Origin of the sequence: Enterobacter sp. 2VL (assembly GCF_005503595.1) — a bacterium.
Taxonomy (GTDB): Bacteria; Pseudomonadota; Gammaproteobacteria; order Enterobacterales; family Enterobacteriaceae; genus Enterobacter; species Enterobacter cancerogenus.
In genome coordinates, this window is the sequence record NZ_SCNE01000005.1 from 174,050 (window position 1) to 194,202 (window position 20,153).

14 protein-coding genes are annotated in these 20,153 nt (G+C 56.4%); 3 read left to right on the forward strand and 11 right to left on the reverse strand.

Annotated elements, in window-relative coordinates:
- Positions 1-8: 8 nt before the first annotated feature.
- Both cysD and cysG read right to left on the reverse strand, forming a co-directional pair.
- Positions 9-917: a sulfate adenylyltransferase subunit CysD gene (gene cysD / locus FFS28_RS14040; RefSeq protein WP_137849857.1), complete on the reverse strand. Its 909-nt coding sequence runs from the start codon at positions 915-917 to the stop codon at positions 9-11.
- 9 nt (positions 918-926) lie between these two features.
- Complete coding sequence (gene cysG / locus FFS28_RS14045) at positions 927-2,285, reverse strand: siroheme synthase CysG (protein ID WP_137849858.1); 1,359 nt, start codon at positions 2,283-2,285, stop codon at positions 927-929.
- A gap of 238 nt (positions 2,286-2,523) precedes the next feature.
- Here cysG and FFS28_RS14050 point away from each other — a divergent pair, with 238 nt between their 5' ends.
- Positions 2,524-3,567, forward strand: coding sequence for an aminopeptidase (locus tag FFS28_RS14050; protein WP_137849859.1), 1,044 nt, complete (start codon positions 2,524-2,526; stop codon positions 3,565-3,567).
- A 164-nt stretch (positions 3,568-3,731) separates the two neighbouring features.
- Here the strand turns inward: FFS28_RS14050 and cysH are convergent, their stop codons facing one another.
- The 3 genes from cysH to cysJ form a co-directional block, all read right to left on the reverse strand.
- A complete protein-coding gene (gene cysH / locus FFS28_RS14055) occupies positions 3,732-4,466 on the reverse strand; it encodes a phosphoadenosine phosphosulfate reductase (RefSeq protein ID WP_137849860.1) in 735 nt (244 codons plus the stop codon).
- Between the two features lie 76 nt (positions 4,467-4,542).
- A complete protein-coding gene (gene cysI, locus FFS28_RS14060; protein WP_137849861.1) occupies positions 4,543-6,255 on the reverse strand; it encodes an assimilatory sulfite reductase (NADPH) hemoprotein subunit in 1,713 nt (570 codons plus the stop codon).
- Entirely contained in the window at positions 6,255-8,060 is a 1,806-nt protein-coding gene (gene cysJ, locus FFS28_RS14065) for an NADPH-dependent assimilatory sulfite reductase flavoprotein subunit (protein WP_137849862.1), read from the reverse strand. The genes cysI and cysJ overlap by 1 nt, the downstream gene beginning before the upstream one ends.
- A 305-nt stretch (positions 8,061-8,365) precedes the next feature.
- Here cysJ and queD point away from each other — a divergent pair, with 305 nt between their 5' ends.
- Entirely contained in the window at positions 8,366-8,731 is a 366-nt protein-coding gene (gene queD / locus FFS28_RS14070; protein ID WP_167519829.1) for a 6-carboxytetrahydropterin synthase QueD, read from the forward strand.
- Positions 8,732-8,815: 84 nt separating this feature from the next.
- On the opposite strand, the gene queE is transcribed toward queD, so the two are convergent.
- From queE to rlmD, 6 genes are all read right to left on the reverse strand, one after another.
- The gene (queE, locus tag FFS28_RS14075) at positions 8,816-9,487 is read right to left on the reverse strand and encodes a 7-carboxy-7-deazaguanine synthase QueE (protein ID WP_137849863.1); all 672 of its coding nucleotides are present in this window, start codon (positions 9,485-9,487) and stop codon (positions 8,816-8,818) included.
- Between the two features lie 131 nt (positions 9,488-9,618).
- A complete protein-coding gene (eno, locus tag FFS28_RS14080; protein ID WP_006178256.1) occupies positions 9,619-10,917 on the reverse strand; it encodes a phosphopyruvate hydratase in 1,299 nt (432 codons plus the stop codon).
- Between the two features lie 82 nt (positions 10,918-10,999).
- Complete coding sequence (gene pyrG, locus FFS28_RS14085; protein WP_006178258.1) at positions 11,000-12,637, reverse strand: glutamine hydrolyzing CTP synthase; 1,638 nt, start codon at positions 12,635-12,637, stop codon at positions 11,000-11,002.
- Between the two features lie 223 nt (positions 12,638-12,860).
- Entirely contained in the window at positions 12,861-13,652 is a 792-nt protein-coding gene (gene mazG / locus FFS28_RS14090; protein ID WP_137849864.1) for a nucleoside triphosphate pyrophosphohydrolase, read from the reverse strand.
- Between the two features lie 67 nt (positions 13,653-13,719).
- Entirely contained in the window at positions 13,720-15,951 is a 2,232-nt protein-coding gene (gene relA / locus FFS28_RS14095; protein WP_137849865.1) for a GTP diphosphokinase, read from the reverse strand.
- 51 nt (positions 15,952-16,002) lie between these two features.
- Entirely contained in the window at positions 16,003-17,301 is a 1,299-nt protein-coding gene (rlmD, locus tag FFS28_RS14100; RefSeq protein WP_137849866.1) for a 23S rRNA (uracil(1939)-C(5))-methyltransferase RlmD, read from the reverse strand.
- A 57-nt stretch (positions 17,302-17,358) separates the two neighbouring features.
- Between rlmD and barA the strand changes: the two genes are divergently transcribed.
- Positions 17,359-20,118: a two-component sensor histidine kinase BarA gene (gene barA, locus FFS28_RS14105; protein ID WP_137849867.1), complete on the forward strand. Its 2,760-nt coding sequence runs from the start codon at positions 17,359-17,361 to the stop codon at positions 20,116-20,118.
- The last annotated feature ends 35 nt before the right edge of the window (positions 20,119-20,153 follow it).

Below are 20,153 nucleotides of genomic sequence, written 5' to 3' on the forward strand. Positions count from 1 at the left end.
GCGGCTCCTTAGAAATAACCCTGACGTTTCTTCAGCTCCATGGAGCCTGCCTGGTCGCGGTCAATCACGCGGCCCTGTCGTTCACTGGTGGTCGAGACCAGCATCTCTTCGATGATCTCCGGCAGCGTTTGCGCACTGGATTCCACCGCGCCGGTCAACGGCCAGCAGCCGAGCGTCCGGAAGCGCACCATCCGTTTTTTGATCACCTCGCCCGGCTGCAGGTCGATGCGATCGTCGTCGATCATCATCAACATGCCGTCACGCTCCAGCACCGGACGTTCGGCGGCCAGGTACAGCGGAACGATGTCGATATTTTCCAGGAAAATGTACTGCCAGATATCCAGCTCGGTCCAGTTGGAGAGCGGGAAGACGCGGATGCTTTCACCCTTGTTAATCTGGCCGTTGTAGTTGTGCCACAGTTCCGGGCGCTGGTTTTTCGGGTCCCAGCGGTGGAAACGGTCGCGGAAGGAGTAGATACGCTCTTTGGCGCGGGATTTTTCTTCATCACGGCGCGCGCCGCCGAAGGCTGCGTCAAAGCCGTATTTATTCAGCGCCTGCTTTAACCCTTCGGTTTTCATGATGTCAGTGTGTTTTGCGCTGCCGTGCACGAACGGGTTAATGCCCATCGCCACCCCTTCCGGGTTTTTATGCACCAGCAGCTCGCAGCCATAGGCTTTGGCGGTACGGTCGCGGAACTCATACATCTCACGGAATTTCCAGCCGGTATCAACGTGCAGCAGCGGGAACGGCAGCGTGCCCGGATAAAACGCTTTACGCGCCAGATGCAGCATTACGCTGGAGTCTTTGCCGATGGAGTACATCATCACCGGATTAGAGAACTCGGCCGCCACTTCGCGGATAATATGGATACTTTCCGCTTCGAGCTGCCGCAGGTGAGTAAGTCGTTTTTGGTCCATAACCGTTCCTTAAGCCAGAGTCACCACAGAAGAACGGAGGTTCTCTGCGTCTGTTGTATGTTGAAACCAGGCGAGCGTGTCGTGCAGCTGCACCACTTCCCCCACCACGATCAGGGCGGGCATGGGCGCGTCTTTCGCGAGGCGTGCAAGGTCGTGTAATGTGCCGGTCGCGACGTGCTGATCGACGCGCGTACCGCGTGAAATCACGGCAACGGGCGTCGTGGCGTCGCGACCGTGCTGAATAAGCTGTTCGCTGATGTCGGCCGCTTTCATGGTGCCCATGTAGATCGCCAGCGTCTGACGGCTCTGGGCCAGATGCGACCAGTCAAACGGCGTACTGTCGGCCTTGTAATGGCCGGTGACAAAAGTCACGCTCTGGGCATAATCGCGATGCGTCAGCGGAATGCCGGCGTAGGCCGTGACAGCGGACGCCGCCGTAATGCCGGGCACCACCTGGAACGGTACGCCCGCGTCGGCCGCCGCCTGCAGCTCCTCGCCGCCGCGCCCAAAGATAAAGGGATCGCCGCCCTTCAGGCGCACCACGGTTTTGCCCGCTTTTGCCGCCGCAACCAGCATTGCATTGGTCTCATGCTGCGCCACAGAGTGCTCACCGGCGCGTTTGCCCACGCAGATTTGCTCTGCGTCGCGGCGGATCAGCTCGCGCACGCCGTCGGTGACCAGATGATCGTAAAAGACGACATCCGCCTGCTGGATCACCTGCAGGCCGCGAAGGGTCAACAGCCCTGCATCGCCCGGCCCGGCACCCACCAGAATAATTTCCCCCTGCGCCTGCTCCGGCTGCGTCAGCGAGGCTTCCAGCACCTGTCCCGCCTCACGTTCATTGCCCGCGGCCATCAGGCTGGCGAAGCGTCCCCGGAAGGCACGATCCCAGAATCGACGGCGTCCGTCGGTGGTTTTCACCTGCGTTTTGAGCCGCTCGCGGAAGTTCCCTGCCACCTCCGCCATCCGTCCGAGGCTTGCGGGAAGCAGCGCTTCAAGCTTTTCACGCAGCAGGCGCGCCAGCACGGGCGCATTCCCACCCGAGGAGATAGCAATCAGCAGCGGGGAACGATCGACAATCGAGGGAAAGATAAATGAGCAGAGCGGCTGGTCATCCACCACGTTGACCAGACGGTGGCGCGCATTGGCGGCTTCGAAAACCCGGCGATTAACCGCGCGATCGTTGGTGGCGGCAATCGCCAGCACCACGTTATCGAGCAATGAGTCGTGAAAATCCTCGCCTTCGATCACCTGTATGCGCGCGCCAGCCCGCCGCAAAAAGGCAATTTTGCGTTCGGCGATCTCGCCCGAGCCAACAACCAGCACCGGACGATCTTTAATGGCAGCAAATAAAGGCAGGTAATCCACAACGCGACAGCTCAACTAAAAATGAGGAATAGAGGGACTATAGGGGGCGGTTTAGAACGAATGAAATTACGAATTGGAATGAGTAGTTACTCAATGGAATAACGCCTCAGAAAAGCAAATATCAAAAAGTGCTTAACTCGCGAAAATTCGGGCATTTAAGCGCAATTCAAATTGTGTATACCGGATCACAGTTTCATACTACGCGAGTTAAAATTTTGCTCTGTTTTAAGGACTCACTATGTTTTCCGCAACGCGCCACCGTATTGCTGCTCTGGCGTTCGGCGTTTGCTTTATTTTTGCGGCTCAGGCCAAAAATCCACCGCTGGGCGAAATCGCGAACCAGCAGGCGCGGCATATTGCGACGGTCTTTCCTGGCCGCATGACCGGCACGCCAGCAGAGATGCTCTCCGCCGACTATATTCGCCAGCAGTTTGCCGATATGGGCTATCAGAGCGATATCCGCTCGTTTCACAGCCGCTATATCTATACCTCGCGCAATAAAATGAAAAACTGGCACAACGTGACCGGCAGTACCGTCATTGCCGCGCATGAGGGAAAATCAGCCGAGCAGATTATCATCATGGCGCATCTCGATACCTTTGCGCCGATGAGTGACGCCGACACCGATAATAATCTCGGCGGGCTGACGTTACAGGGAATTGACGATAACGCGGCGGGCCTCGGCGTCATGCTTGAGCTGGCCGAACGGCTGAAAAATATCCCGACGGAATACGGCATTCGTTTTATTGCGACCAGCGGCGAAGAGGAAGGAAAACTCGGCGCTGAGAATCTCCTTAAGCGCATGAGCAATGACGAGAAGAAAAATACGCTGCTGGTGATTAACCTCGATAATTTGATCGTTGGCGATAAGCTTTATTTCAATAGCGGACAGAGCACCCCGAGCACCGTGCGTAAATTAACGCGCGACAGGGCGCTGGCTATTGCACGCAGTCATGGGGTCTATGCCTCTACGAACCCTGGCGGTAACCCGGATTACCCTAAAGGCACCGGCTGCTGCAACGACGGTGAAGTGTTTGATAAAGCGGGGATTCCGGTGCTGTACGTCGAGGCCACTAACTGGGGGCTGGGTCAAAAAGATGGCTATCAGCAGCGCGCTAAATCCAAATCCTTCCCCGATGGAACAAGCTGGCATGACGTCAGGCTGGATAATCAGCAGCACATTGACAGTGCCCTGCCGAAGCGGATTGAGCACCGCAGCCGCGACGTCGTGAAGGTGATGCTGCCGCTGGTGAAGGAGCTGGCGAAAGCAGGGAAAGCCTGAGGTTTTTTTAGCATCGTGCGGCCAGATGCCCTCACCCCAACCCTCTCCCACAGGGAGAGGGAGCAACCCCCCATCACCCGTAGGCCCGGTAAGCGCAGCGCCACCGGGCAAAGGCTTAAGCACGGTCTGATGCCCTCCCCCACAGGGAAAGGACTGAAAGCTGATCACCCTTCGTGCAACCCGCATTCGCGCTTCAGCCCGAAGAAGCGCGTCTCTTCTTCGGCCATGCCCGGCTCCCATTTACGCGTGGTGTGGGTATCCCCTACCGACAGATAGCCTTCATCCCACAGCGGATGGTATTTCAGACCGTGTTTTTGCAGATACTGATATACCGTTCGGTTATCCCAGTCGATGATTGGCAGCACCTTAAACACGCCGCGCTGCACCGCCAGTACCGGCAGCGAGGACCTGCTGCCGGACTGCTCGCGACGCAAACCGGCAAACCAGGTTTGCGCATTCAGCTCTTTTAACGCCCGGTTCATCGGCTCGACCTTGTTAAGCTCATTGTATTTCTCAATGCCCTCAACACCCTGCTCCCACAGCTTGCCGTAGCGTGCCTCCTGCCAGGCCGCGCTTTCCGTCGCGCGGTAGACCTTCAGGTTCAGCTTGAGCTTGTCCGTCAGCTCGTCAATAAATCGGTAGGTTTCCGGGAACAGGTAGCCGGTATCGGTGAGGATCACCGGAATGTCCGGGCGGATCTGGTTCACCAGATGCAGGCTGACCGCCGCCTGAATCCCGAAGCTCGACGAGAGCACATAGTCACCCGGCAGGTTTTCCAGCGCCCACGCCACGCGCCCTTCGGCGTCCAGCGTTTCGAGATGCGCGTTGGTTTCTGCGAGAGCCAGAATACGTTCGACTTTTGGCAATGCGTTAAGCGCGTTTAGATCGAGTACGGACATAAAGACCTCGTTAGCCTGTTTTGCCGGGCAGCACTGCGTTTGCCCGGCCTACAACACCTGTTAAACCGTCGGGATGTTACTCCCAGAAATCCCGTGCGGGATCGAGCACCGGGCGGATGATGCCCGCACGCACCGTAAAGTCGCCGAAGCCTTCACCCGCTTCGCGCTCTTTCGCCCAGCGCCCGACAAGCTGGTCAATGGAATCGAGAATTTCCGGCTCCGTGATGTTTTCGCGGTACATCCGTGGAATACGTGTCCCCATACGGTTACCGCCAAGGTGAACGTTGTAGCGGCCCGGCGCTTTGCCAACCAGCCCCAGCTCGGCCAGCATCGCACGGCCACAGCCGTTCGGGCAGCCGGTAACGCGCATAACAATATGCTCATCCGGGATACCGTATTTCTGAAGAATCGCTTCGACCTTGTCGGTAAACGATGGCAGGAAGCGTTCCGCCTCGGCCATCGCCAGCGGGCAGGTCGGGAATGACACGCAGGCCATCGAGTTTTCGCGCTGCGGCTTCACGGCGTCCATCAATCCGTGTTCCTGCGCCAGCGCCTCGATCGTCGCCTTCTGGCTTTCCGGCACGCCGGCAATAATCAGGTTCTGGTTAGCGGTAATGCGGAACTCGCCCTGGTGAATTTTTGCAATTTCCAGCAGACCGGTTTTCAGCGGACGGCCCGGATAATCCAGGATACGGCCATTTTCGATAAACAGCGTCAGGTGCCAGTTATCGTCGATACCTTTCACCCAGCCAATGCGGTCGCCGCGACCGGTGAATTCATAAGGACGGATCGGTTCAAATTTAATCCCTGCGCGACGCTCCACTTCCTCTTTGAACGTCTCAACGCCCACGCGCTCAAGGGTGTATTTGGTTTTGGCATTCTTACGGTCGGTACGGTTTCCCCAGTCGCGCTGGGTCGTAACCACCGCTTCCGCGACGGCCAGCGTGTGCTCCAGCGGCAGGTAGCCAAACTCACTCGCGGTACGAGCGTAGGTTTTCTTATTCCCGTGTTCAATGGAGAGTCCACCGCCCACCAGCAGGTTAAAGCCGACCAGCTTGCCGTTTTCAGCGATCGCCACGAAGTTCATGTCGTTGGCGTGCAGATCGATATCGTTCTGCGGCGGGATCACCACCGTAGTTTTGAACTTACGCGGCAGATAGGTCTGGCCGAGGATCGGTTCTTCGTCGGTGGTCGCGACTTTTTCCTGATCGAGCCAGATCTCCGCATAGGCGCGGGTGCGCGGCAACAGATGTTCGGAGATCTTCTTCGCCCATTCGTAGGCTTCGGCATGCAGCTCGGACTCGTACGGGTTCGAGGTGCAGAGCACGTTACGGTTCATGTCGTTGGCGGTCGCCAGCGCATCCAGGCCCACAGAGTGCAGCATCTGATGCACCGGCTTGACGTTCTTCTTCAGAATGCCGTGGAACTGGAAGGTCTGACGGTTGGTCAGACGGATGCTGCCGTAAATAGTGTTTTCACCGGCAAACTTGTCGATCGCCTGCCACTGTTTCGTGGTGATCACCCCACCCGGCAGGCGGCAGCGCAGCAGCATCGCGTGGCGCGGCTCCAGCTTCTGCTCCGCGCGCTCGGCGCGGATATCGCGGTCGTCCTGCTGGTACATCCCGTGGAAACGGATCAGCAGGAAGTTATCGCCTTTGAAACCGCCGGTCAGACCGTCGTTCAAATCTTCGGCAATGGTGCCGCGCAGGTAGTTGCTCTCTACCTTCATGCGCTCGGCATCAGACAGTTTGCCTTCGACCACCAGTGGGCCAGGATGTTTTTCGCTCATTAGTAGACATCTCGCTGATAACGGCGCTCAACGCGCAGCTCACTTAAAAACTCGTCCGCCGTTTCGACGTCCATACCGCCGAATTCGGCAATCACTTCCAGTAACGCCTGCTCAACGTCTTTCGCCATGCGATTGGCGTCGCCGCAGACATAAATGTGGGCACCGTCATTGATCCAGCGCCACAGCTCTGCGCCCTGTTCGCGCAGTTTGTCTTGTACGTAGACTTTTTCTTTTTGGTCGCGAGACCAGGCCAGGTCGATGCGCGAGAGTACGCCCTCTTTGACGTAGCGCTGCCACTCAACCTGATAGAGGAAATCCTCGGTAAAGTGCGGGTTGCCGAAGAACAACCAGTTTTTGCCCGGTGCCTCGTCCGCCGCGCGCTGCTGCATAAAGGCGCGGAACGGCGCGATGCCGGTGCCCGGGCCAATCATAATGACCGGCGTTTCCGGGTTGGCCGGCAGGCGGAAGTTGTCGTTGTGCTCAATGAACACGCGCACGTCGCCCTCTTCCTCCACGCGGTCGGCCAGGAAGCTCGAGGCGCCACCGGCCCGCGCGCGGCCTTCGATGTCGTAACGCACTACGCCCACGGTGACGTGCACTTCGTTTTCCACTTCTGCCTGCGAGGAGGCAATGGAGTACAGGCGCGGCGTCAGCGGACGCAGCAGGCCGATCAGGGCGTCGACATCCAGCTGTGCCGGAGAGAAACGCACCATATCGACAATCGGCGTGGTCGCCGCGTAATGCTGCAGCTTCGCTTTATCGCCCACCAGCGGCAGCAGCGATTCGCTGCGCGTTAAGGTGGCGTAGTTCTCAACGATATTGGCGGTATTCACCGTCAGCTCAAAATGCCACTGCAGTGCTTCGGCAAGCGGCAGCGTTTTGCCGTCCAGGGTGACGGGTTCATCGCCCTTCAGCCACAGCAGCTCCACCAGCTCATTCACTAACGCAGGGTCGTTCTGATACCAGACGCCCAGCGCATCGCCCGGCTGGTAGCGCAGGCCAGAGTCGCCGAGATCGATTTCGATATGGCGAACGTCTTTTTCAGAGTCGCGACCGGTAATTTTCTGATTAACGGAGAGGCTCGCCGTCAGCGGCTCTTCTTTGGTATACGGGCTGGTGTGAATATCGTTCACTGCGCCAGCGGCGGTAACCGCCGCCTGGGCCGGGGACTCTTGCGGGACGCGCGATTTCAGCACGCCAACAATACGTGCACGCCACTCGGCCGCCGCGGGCTGGTATTCCACATCCGCATCCACGCGATCCAGCAGACGCTCTGCGCCCAGTTCCGCCAGCCTGCTGTCGAAATCTTTTCCGGACTGGCAGAAGAATTCATAGGAAGTATCCCCCAGGCCGAACACGGCAAAGGCGGTACCCTCAAGCTTAGGGGCTTTCTTCGAGAACAAGAACTTATGCAACGCTACCGCTTCTTCAGCGGGTTCACCTTCACCCTGGGTAGAGGCCACCACCACCAGCAGTTTTTCCGACGCGATTTGTTTGAATTTATACTCCCCGGCATTCACCAGGTTCACGTTCAGTTTGGCTGCCAGCAGATCATCGCGAAGCTGCTCTGCCACGCGGCGCGCGTTACCCGTCTGCGAGGCGGAAATCAGGGTAATGGCCGGGGGTTGTGCGACAGCAGCAGGCGCCGTCGCCACAGCACCAGGCTGCTGGTTCAACATTCCCCAGAAATAACCGGAGACCCAGGCGAGCTGTGTGGGTGAAAAATCAGTGGTCGCGGCCTGAAGGCGCGCCAGTTGCTCCGGGTTTAGCGGAAGCAAGTTTGAAGGTGGGGCCTGTGTTGTCATGCGTCGTTATGTTCCAGTAGCAAAGCGGACTTTAAGCGAATAAATCCAAACTGAAGATAAGGTTAACGGCGAGGATAATAACAATTAAAGAAGGGATGGAAATAATTAATAACCAAATGAACTAACCTGTTTTAGTTATCGTTCTTAACGATAAAAGCGATTAATTAAGTTACTGATATAGAAAAATAAAAACCATAATTTGGGTCACTTTTTGCAGCCGTCACTGTAAAGGCCGTTTTAGTTAATGCTAAAAAATGTGCTTTCCGGTACTATGCGGCGGTTTTTTCCGCATTATTTGAGAGTTCATGATGTCCACCACACTGTTTAAAGATTTCATCTTCGAAGCCGCACACCATCTTCCACACGTTCCCGCCGGGCACAAATGTGGCCGTCTGCACGGGCACTCTTTTATGGTGCGTCTTGAAATCACAGGTGAAGTCGATCCGCATACCGGTTGGATCATGGATTTCGCCGAACTGAAAGCGGCGTTCAAACCGACGTACGATCGTCTGGATCACTACTATCTGAACGATATTCCGGGCCTTGAAAACCCGACCAGCGAAGTGCTGGCAAAATGGATTTGGGATCAGGTGAAACCGCTGGTGCCGCTGCTCAGCGCGGTGATGATCAAAGAGACCTGCACGGCAGGCTGTATCTATCGCGGCGAGTGAAGCTAAGCGCCGGATGGCGACGCAAAGCGTCTTATCCGGCCTACAAAACAGGCCCGGTAAGCGCTAGCGCCACCGGGCTTTTTTTTAGGCAATATTCAGGTACTTATGTGTCTGCATAGACAGACGCCAGTTACGCGCAATGCAGGTTTCGATGCACAGGCGCGTGGCATCCTCTTTCTGGCTGATTGGCTGTAGCGCAATGATGCGCTGTTTTTCATCCGTCAGCGTCGCCAGCAGTTCGTCCAGGGCTTCGATATCCCGCACGCGGCCAACCGGATGTTTAATCTCATCCGCGCGCTCCAGCGCCTGAGACAGCACGTCGTATCCGCCGCGCATGTTTATCTTCGGCGAGACCGTGACCCAGGTCGTGTGAGAGCAGCGAACTTCATGGGTACCGCTGGTTTCGATCTGGCAGCTATAGCCGTTCTTCTCAAGCAGTTCGGTCAACGGCATTAAGTCGTGAATGCAGGGTTCACCGCCGGTGATCACCACATGGCGCGCCGTCCAGCCCTGGCGGCCGATGATGGCCAGCAGATCTTCTGCGCTGCCCGCGCCCCATTTATCGCTCTCTTTGGTTTTCGCCAGAATGCTAAACAGCGACACTTCCCGATCTGCGAGTTTATCCCACGTATGTTTGGTATCACACCAGGCGCAGCCAACCGGGCATCCCTGTAAACGTATAAAAATAGCGGGAACGCCGGTAAAGTAACCCTCGCCTTGCAGGGTCTGGAACATCTCGTTAATCGGGTACTGCATAGTCAACTCTGTTAATGGGGTGAATACTAATTATCGCAGATGTTGCCCTCAAGGTCATGTGCGAGAGCTGCTTTAGCGCAGACATAAAAAAACCCGCCGAAGCGGGTTTTTATCAGAACGCAGGTTCAGGATTAAGCCTGACCTTTGATCTCTTTACGGCCGTTGTATGGTGCTTTTTCGCCCAACGCTTCTTCGATACGAATCAGCTGGTTGTATTTAGCAACACGGTCAGAACGGCTCATAGAACCGGTTTTGATCTGGCCTGCAGCGGTACCCACTGCCAGGTCAGCAATGGTCGCATCTTCAGTTTCGCCAGAACGGTGAGAGATAACAGCGGTGTAGCCAGCGTCTTTCGCCATTTTGATCGCAGCCAGAGTTTCGGTCAGAGAACCGATCTGGTTGAATTTGATCAGGATGGAGTTAACGATGCCTTTCTCGATGCCTTCTTTCAGGATCTTGGTGTTGGTTACGAACAGATCGTCACCAACCAGCTGGATTTTGTCGCCCAGTACTTTGGTCTGGTATGCGAAACCATCCCAGTCAGACTCGTCCAGACCGTCTTCGATAGAAACGATTGGGTACTGTTTGGTCAGGTCTTCCAGGAAGTGAGTGAACTCTTCGGAGGTGAACGCTTTGTTGCCTTCGCCAGCCAGAACGTATTTACCGTCTTTGTAGAATTCAGATGCTGCACAGTCCATCGCCAGGGTGATGTCTTTGCCCAGCTCGTAACCTGCTGCTTTTACCGCTTCAGCGATAACAGCCAGTGCTTCTGCGTTAGAACCCAGGTTTGGCGCGTAGCCACCTTCGTCACCTACAGCCGTGTTCATACCTTTAGCTTTCAGAACTTTCGCCAGGTTGTGGAACACTTCAGAACCCATACGTACCGCTTCTTTCAGGGTTTTCGCGCCAACTGGCTGAATCATGAATTCCTGAATATCAACGTTGTTGTCTGCGTGCTCACCACCGTTGATGATGTTCATCATTGGTACAGGCATGGAGTATTTGCCTGGGGTGCCGTTCAGTTCAGCGATGTGCTCGAACAGTGGCTGACCTTTAGCCGCAGCTGCCGCTTTGGCGTTAGCCAGAGACACGGCCAGGATTGCGTTCGCACCGAAGTTAGATTTGTTTTCAGTACCGTCCAGATCGATCATGATCTTGTCGATGCCAGCCTGGTCTTTGGCATCTTTGCCAAGGATTGCCTGAGCAATAGGGCCGTTTACAGCGCCAACAGCTTTCAGGACGCCTTTGCCCATGAAGCGGGATTTGTCGCCATCGCGCAGTTCCAGCGCTTCGCGGGAACCCGTAGAAGCACCTGATGGAGCAGCTGCCATACCGACGAAACCACCTTCCAGATGAACTTCAGCTTCAACGGTCGGGTTACCACGGGAGTCGATGATTTCACGACCGATGACTTTAACGATTTTGGACATTAGATTTTCCTCAGTACAAGTTAAACTAAAACTCCAGACAAACAACGCGTACCAAAGGTACGCGTTGCCGTTCTAACTTTTTTTACTTCGCCTGACGCTTCTGGTAATCGCTGGCGGCTTTCACGAAGCCTGCAAACAGCGGATGCCCGTCACGCGGCGTTGAAGTAAATTCCGGGTGGAATTGGCAGGCAACGAACCACGGATGGTTTGGTACCTCGATGATCTCGACTAACTGATCGTCCCCGGAGCGGCCCGCAACGCGCAGGCCCGCAGCTTCAATCTGTTTCAACAACATGTTGTTGACTTCATAGCGGTGACGATGGCGCTCGGTAATGGTCGGTTCGCCATACAGCTTGCGAACCACGCTATCGTCGGACAGCTGGCAGGCCTGTGCGCCAAGACGCATAGTGCCACCCAGATCGCTCTTCTCGGTACGGACTTCGACGTTACCTTCTTCGTCACGCCATTCAGTGATAAGCGCCACGACAGGGTACTTACAGTCTGGCACAAATTCCGTAGAGTTCGCGTTTTCCATCCCCGCGACGTTGCGCGCAAATTCAATCAGCGCAACCTGCATACCCAGGCAAATGCCGAGGTAAGGAATATTGTTTTCACGCGCATAGCGCGCGGTGGCGATCTTGCCTTCTACACCGCGGTAGCCGAAGCCGCCAGGGATCAGAATCGCATCCAGATCTTTCAGGATTTCGACGCCACGCGTTTCAACATCCTGCGAATCAATCAGCTTGATATTCACGGAAACGCGGTTTTTCAGACCACCGTGTTTCAGCGCTTCGATAACTGACTTATAGGCATCTGGCAGTTCAATGTACTTACCTACCATGCCGATAGTCACTTCGCCTGCCGGGTTCGCTTCTTCATAAATAACCTGTTCCCATTCAGACAGGTTAGCTTCCGGACAGTTCAAGCTGAATCGTTTACAAATATAATCGTCCAGGCCCTGTGATTTCAACAGGCCCGGGATTTTATAAATGGAATCGACGTCTTTCATTGAAATAACGGCTTTTTCCGGCACGTTACAGAACAATGCAATTTTCGCACGTTCGTTCGCTGGCACCGCGCGATCGGAGCGGCACACCAGGATATCTGGCTGAATACCAATAGAAAGCAGTTCTTTTACCGAGTGCTGCGTCGGTTTGGTTTTCACTTCACCTGCGGCTGCCATGTAAGGCACCAGCGTCAGGTGCATGAACAGCGCGTGCTCACGACCAATATCCACCGCCAGCTGGCGAATCGCTTCCAGGAACGGCAGGGATTCGATATCACCTACGGTACCGCCGATTTCAACCAGCACCACGTCATGGCCTTCGCCACCGGCGACAATGCGCTCTTTGATGGCATTGGTAATGTGCGGGATAACCTGAACGGTCGCGCCCAGGTAGTCGCCACGGCGCTCTTTACGCAGAACGTCAGAGTAGATGCGGCCAGTCGTGAAGTTGTTACGACGGGTCATTTTGGTGCGGATGAAACGCTCGTAGTGGCCAAGATCCAGATCGGTTTCAGCGCCGTCTTCAGTAACGAACACTTCCCCGTGTTGGATTGGACTCATGGTGCCCGGATCGACGTTGATGTACGGATCCAGTTTCATCATGGTCACATTGAGGCCACGGGCTTCAAGAATGGCTGCGAGGGAGGCTGCGGCAATGCCTTTACCCAGAGAGGATACGACCCCGCCGGTCACAAAAATATAGTTCGTTGTCATGCTGAACCTGAGAAGTTAGGGTGAAACGATGGAATAACCAAGACGGGAAAGTAGTATACCCGAACACGGCGAGCGCCACAAACATTCATTCTCCGTCTCCATTCCAGGCCATGACAAACATAAGGAGTGAGAAAATAGCCCCTTTTGGGTAAATGTTTTTGACGCAAATCAAGCGCTTGTCATTTAAAAAATCACACAAATTGCGCTTGATCGCAAAATACCGTTAGAGATCAGATTCCTGGCGTTTTACTTCCTGCCACACCTCTTCCATCACATTAATGTCAATCCCGGTCATTTCCAGGCCTCGCGAGGCCACAATGCGTTCGACTTCGCGAAAGCGTCGTTCAAACTTTATGTTGGCTTTTTGCAGCGCAGTTTCCGCTTTTACCCCCAGGTGGCGCGAAAGATTGACGGTGGCAAACAGCAGATCGCCCATCTCCTCCTCGAGTTTCGCCTCATCCACCACGGCCTGCTGCGCTTCGTGCATCACTTCATCAATTTCTTCATGCACTTTATCCAGCACCGGGCCGAGAGAGGTCCAGTCAAAGCCAACGGTAGAACAGCGTTTCTGAATTTTATGGGCGCGCATCAGCGCGGGCAGGTTCAGCGGGATGTCGTCCAGCGCAGAGTGTTGGGATTTTTCTGCGCGTTCGGCGCTTTTGATCGCTTCCCAGCGCGCCAGCACTTCCGTGCTGTTGCCCGCGGTGGCATCGCCAAAAATGTGCGGATGACGGCGCTCCAGCTTGTCGCTGATGGCCGCGCAGATATCGTCAAAGTTAAAACGCCCCTCTTCCTGCGCCATCTGGGCGTAGAACACCACCTGGAACAGCAGATCGCCCAGCTCGCCGCGCAGGTCGTCAAAATCCTCGCGAGAAATGGCGTCCAGCACTTCGTAGGTCTCTTCAAGCGTGTACGGGGCGATGGTCGCGAATGTCTGCTCTTTGTCCCATGGGCAGCCGTTTTCCGGGTCGCGCAGGCGTTTCATAATGCCGAGCAGGCGGTCGATTTGCGTCATAATCTTTTCCATTAAAAAAACAAACCGGGTGGCGGCGAAGCCTTACCCGGCCTGCAGAAGAGTGTGTTTAACCGCCGTGTAGACGACGGGCGTCAATCACATCCGGCACCTGGTTCAGTTTGCCGAGCACGCGGCCCAGCACCTGCAGGTTGTAGATTTCGATAGTCATATCGATAGTGGCAAGCTGCTCGCGGGTATCACTGCGGCTGGCAACGCCCAGCACGTTCACCTTCTCGTTGGCGAGAATGGTGGTGATATCGCGCAGCAGGCCGCTGCGGTCGTTTGCGGTGACACGAACCACCAGCGAATACCCGGCGGAGTAGCTTTCGCCCCAGACGGCCTCCACGATGCGCTCCGGCGCGTGCGATTGCAGCTCGGCGAGCTGGTCGCAGTCGGAGCGGTGGATAGAGATCCCGCGCCCCTGGGTGATAAAGCCGACGATATCGTCGCCAGGGATCGGCTGACAGCAGCGGGCAATGTGGTGCATCAGGTTACCTACCCCTTCAACCACCACCCGGCCATTGTCTTTGCTGCGCTGCTGCGGGGCGTAGGTTTTCTGCTGAAGCTGCTTGAGCGCCGCCGCGTCCTGCTCTTCCGCACTCGGCTTGTTGAACTGCGCCTGCAGGAAGTTGACCATCTGGTTGAGACGGATATCCCCGCCGCCAATCGCCGCCAGCAGCTCGTCAAGCTCGTTAAAGTTGTAGCGCGGCAGCAGGAATTTCTCCGCCTCTTTCAGGCTGATGCCGATATGTTCCAGCTCGTCGTCAAGGATCTGGCGACCGGCAAGAATGTTTTTGTCACGATCCTGCTTGCGGAACCAGGCGTGAATTTTAGACCGTCCGCGGCTGGTGGTGACATAGCCCAGGTTCGGGTTAAGCCAGTCCCGGCTCGGGTTCGGCTGCTTCTGGGTGATGATTTCGATCTGGTCACCCATCTGCAGCTGATAGGTGAACGGCACAATGCGCCCGCCGATTTTCGCGCCGATGCAGCGGTGCCCCACATCGCTGTGAATGTGATAGGCAAAGTCGAGCGGCGTAGAGCCCGCCGGCAGATCGACAACGTCGCCTTTCGGGGTAAAGACGTACACCCGGTCGTCAAAGACCTGGCTGCGAACTTCGTCGAGCATTTCACCGGAATCGGCCATCTCTTCCTGCCACGCAATAAGCTTGCGCAGCCAGGCAATGCGGTCTTCATGGCCGGAGCGCGCCCCACCAGAGGTGCCCTCTTTGTACTTCCAGTGCGCGGCCACGCCCAGCTCGGCTTCTTCGTGCATCTGTTTGGTACGGATCTGGATTTCAACCGTCTTGCCGCCCGGGCCAAGCACCACGGTATGAATGGACTGATAGCCGTTCGGTTTCGGGTTGGCGACGTAGTCATCAAACTCGTCCGGCAGATGGCGGAAGTGAGTATGCACTATCCCCAGAGCGGCATAGCAGTCCTGCAGGCGCTCCGCCACGATCCGCACGGCGCGCACGTCAAACAACTCGTCAAAGGCGAGATGTTTTTTCTGCATTTTGCGCCAGATACTGTAGATGTGCTTCGGACGGCCATACACTTCAGCCCGCACGTTCTCTTCTTTCATCGACTTGCGTAAGCCGCCGACAAACTCTTCGATGTAGTGCTCGCGGTCGATACGGCGCTCATGCAGCAGTTTCGCAATGCGCTTGTACTCTGCCGGGTGCAGATAGCGGAAGCAGTAATCTTCCAGCTCCCACTTCAGCTGGCCGATACCCAGGCGGTTGGCCAGCGGCGCATAAATATTGGTGCACTCCTTCGCGGCGAGCACGCGCTCGTCTTCCGGGGCATCTTTCACCTCGCGCAGGTGGGCAATCCGTTCCGCCAGCTTAATCACCACGCAGCGGAAATCATCCACCATCGCCAGCAGCATCCGACGCACGTTATCAACCTGATCCGCCGAGACCGAATCGGTTTGCGCCGCTTTAAGCTGGCGAATGGCCGCCATATCCCGCACGCCGTGAATCAACGACACCACGGGTTTTCCGACGCTTTCAACCAGCACGTCTTCACTGACCACGTCCGCGTCTGCCAGCGGGAACAGAAGCGCTGCCTGCAGCGTTTCGATATCCATGTTCAGCATGGACAGGATTTCGACCATTTCGATGCCGCGCCACAGCAGGAGTTCGGCGTCAGGGTGCCCTGTGGTGGTGCGAAGACAATAGGCCCAGGTTTCGGTTAAGCGTTCACACGACTGCTGGCTGGAAATTCCCAGACTTGCGATCCATTTCTGTGGGTCAAACTCACCAGCTTTATTAAGATGTGCACTTCTTACCGCAACCATCGTCCTCTCCTTTAGGGACCAGGGCCTGTCGAAGTCGACAAGCCAAACTCATTAGATGTGCTCAAACAACACGATCGATTCCAGATGACCAGTGTGCGGGAACATGTCCAGCATTGCCAGACGCTGAATCTGGTAACCCCCGCTCACTAATGCTTCGCTGTCTCTGGCAAGCGTTGCCGGATTACAGGAAACATAGACCACACGCTTTGGCGCGAGTTTAATAATATGTTGCATGACCCCCGGCGCACCGGCGCGGGCCGGGTCGAGCAGGATCTTGTCAAAGCCCTGTCTTGCCCAGGGTTGTTGCGTGACATCATCCTCAAGATTTTGATGAAAGAATGTCACATTTTGCAACCCGTTCTCTCGGGCATTTTCCTGGCCTTTCGCCACCAGCGCCTCTACGCCCTCCACGCCAACCACGCAGGCAGCTTTCTGCGCCAGCGGCAGGGTGAAGTTCCCCATTCCGCAGAACAGGTCGAGCACGCGGTCGCTCTGTTGCACGTCCAGCCAGGCCAGTGCGGTAGCGATCATCTGCTGATTCACCCCGTCATTCACCTGGATGAAATCCCGTGGGCTGAACGTTAAGCGTAGCCCGTTTGAGGCGTACCAGGGGGCCTCTCCCGTAACCTGCTCCAGTATCTCGCTTTGCGGCGCAAGGAACAGGGCGAGATCCTGTGAATGCGAAAAGCGTTCCAGTTTTTCGCGATCTTTTTTCGACAGCGCAGCGGTATGGCGAAGCACCATCAGCGGACCGTTGTTCGCCAGCACCAGTTCGATATGTCCCAGATGACGCACGCCGTCTAGCGTAGAGAGACAAGCGTGCACGTCCGGGAGCAATGCCTCAAGACGGGGCACCAAAATGGGGCATTGCCTGATGTCCACGATATCGCTGGAGGCCGCTTTACGAAAACCCATCTCAAGACGTGCTGTTTTGGGCTGGTAGCTGAGGCTCAGACGGGCACGACGGCGATAGCCCCAGGGCTGGTCGGCGATAATCTCGTCAACATCGTGTTTGATAAGGCGCGCCAGCGCGCGGCTTTTGCTCTCCTGCTGAAGGGCAACGCTCGCATGCTGCTGCTGACAGCCACCGCAGACGCCAAAGTACGGGCAACGCGGCGCGCGGCGTTCAGGGCTATCATTCAAACGGCGTTTCACCTGCCCACGGGCATACTGGCGCTTATCTTCCGTCAGGGTGATTTCTGCTCGTTCCGATGGCAGCAAACCTGCTATAAACAGAGCCTTGCCATTGTGCCGTGCAACACCCTGACCGAAGGGATCAAGTTCGGTGGCTTCAACAGTTATGATCTGACGCGTCGTCACGCGTCGCTTTGCAGAGTAGAATTGCGCCATTGCCGAGATTTTTCTCAAATAAACATAATTGTCCTAATTGTCCCATAACGGAACGCCATGACCAACTACAGCCTGCGTGCGCGCATGATGATTTTGATCCTCGCCCCGACCGTTCTCATCGGTTTGCTGCTGAGCATCTTCTTTGTCGTCCACCGCTATAACGATTTACAGCGGCAGCTGGAAGATGCGGGAGCGAGCATCATTGAGCCGCTCGCCGTCTCCAGCGAGTATGGGATGAACCTGCAAAACCGTGAATCCATCGGCCAGCTCATCAGCGTGCTGCATCGCCGTCACTCCGAGATCGTGCGCGCCATATCCGTGTATGACGAGCACAACCGTCTGTTCGTCACGTCGAATTTTCATCTCGATCCTGCCGAGCTGAAAATCCCGGACGGTTCGCCTTTCCCCCGCCATCTCACCGTGCTCCGGCGGGGCGATATTATGATCCTGCGCACGCCCATTATCTCAGAGAGCTATTCACCGGATGAATCAGCCCTGTCTGACGCCAAGTCCAGCAGCAATATGCTGGGATACGTGGCGCTGGAGCTTGATCTGAAATCGGTCCGGCTGCAGCAGTACAAAGAGATTTTTATCTCGGGCCTGATGATGCTGTTCTGCATTGGCATCGCCCTGATTTTTGGCTGGCGGCTGATGCGCGACGTCACGGGGCCTATCCGCAACATGGTCAACACCGTTGACCGCATTCGCCGCGGCCAGCTCGACAGCCGCGTGGAAGGCTTTATGTTGGGCGAGCTGGATATGCTCAAAAACGGCATTAACTCAATGGCGATGTCGCTGGCGGCCTATCACGAAGAGATGCAGCACAACGTCGACCAGGCGACCTCCGATTTGCGCGAGACGCTGGAGCAGATGGAGATCCAGAACGTTGAGCTGGATCTCGCCAAAAAGCGCGCCCAGGAAGCGGCGCGTATCAAGTCTGAGTTCCTTGCCAATATGTCGCACGAGCTGCGTACTCCGCTCAATGGCGTGATCGGCTTTACCCGCCTGACGCTCAAAAGCGAGCTAAACCCCACCCAGCGCGATCACCTGCACACCATCGAACGGTCGGCCAATAACCTGCTGACCATCATCAACGACGTGCTGGACTTCTCGAAGCTGGAAGCCGGGAAGCTGATCCTTGAGAGCATTCCTTTCCCGCTGCGCAGCACGCTGGATGAAGTGGTGACGCTGCTTGCCCATTCATCGCACGATAAAGGGCTGGAGCTGACGCTCAACATCAAGAACGACGTGCCGGACAACGTGATTGGCGACCCGCTGCGTCTGCAGCAGGTCATCACCAACCTGGTGGGGAATGCCATTAAGTTTACCGAAAGCGGCAACATCGACATTCTGGTCGAGAAACGGGCGCTGAGTAACAACAAAGTGCAAATTGAGGTGCAGATCCGGGACACCGGCATCGGCATTCCGGAGCGCGATCAGTCGCGCCTGTTCCAGGCGTTCCGCCAGGCAGATGCGAGTATTTCCCGCCGTCATGGCGGCACCGGGCTGGGGCTGGTCATCACCCAAAAACTGGTCAAAGAGATGGGAGGAGATATCTCCTTCCACAGCCAGCCGAATAAAGGCTCCACTTTCTGGTTCCACATCAACCTTGACCTGAACCCTAACGTGTTGACGGACGGCCCGATTACCGACTGCCTGAAAGGGATGCGTCTGGCCTACGTTGAGCCAAACGCGTCAGCCGCCCAGTGTACGCTGGACGTGTTAAGCACCACGCCGCTGGAGGTGATTTACAGCCCGACCTTCTCCGCGCTCGCCGTTGAACATTACGATATTTTGCTGATGGGTATTCCTGTCACCTTTACCGGTGAGTTGACCATGCAGCAGGAGCGCCTGGCAAAAGCCGCGGCGATGACCGACTACCTGCTGCTGGCGCTGCCCTGCCACGCGCAAATCAACGCGGAAGAGCTTAAAAACGACGGGGCCGCCGCCTGCCTTCTGAAACCGCTCACCGCAACACGGCTGCTGCCTGCGTTAACGGAATATTGTCGCCTGAGCAACCAGCCCCTGCCGCTGGTTAACGACGAACACAAATTGCCGATGACCGTGATGGCTGTGGACGACAACCCGGCAAACCTGAAGCTGATTGGCGTGCTGCTGGAAGATCAGGTGCAGCACGTTGAACTGTGCGACAGCGGCGCACAGGCGGTTGAACAGGCTAAACAGATGCAGTTCGATCTGATCCTGATGGACATTCAGATGCCGGGCATGGACGGCATTCGCGCCTGCGAACTGATCCGTCAGCTTCCACACCAGCAGCAGACGCCGGTCATTGCCGTCACCGCTCATGCGATGGCCGGGCAGAAAGAGAAACTCCTCAGCGCCGGGATGAATGATTATCTGGCAAAACCGATCGACGAAGAGAAGCTGCACAGCCTGCTGCTGCGCTATAAGCCCGGGCATATCGGCGGAACCTATACGTTTTCAGCCGAGCCCGCAGAGATTAGCGTCAATCAAAACGCGACCTTCGACTGGCAGCTGGCACTGCGACAGGCGGCGGGTAAACCGGATCTGGCCCGCGAGATGCTGCAGATGCTGGTCGCCTTCCTGCCGGAAATTCGCAATAAAGTGGAAGAACAGCTGGTTGGCGAAAATCCTGACGGCCTGCTTGAGGCTATCCACAAGCTGCACGGGAGCTGCGGCTACAGCGGCGTACCGAGGCTGAAAAACCTGTGCCAGCTGCTGGAGCAGCAATTGCGGGCAGGTACGCCAGAATCGGAGCTTGAGCCAGAATTCCTGGAGCTGCTGGATGAGATGGATAACGTCACGCGGGAAGCGATGAAGCTGTTGGGGAACTGAGGTAAAAGCCCGGTGGCGCTACGCTTACCGGGCCA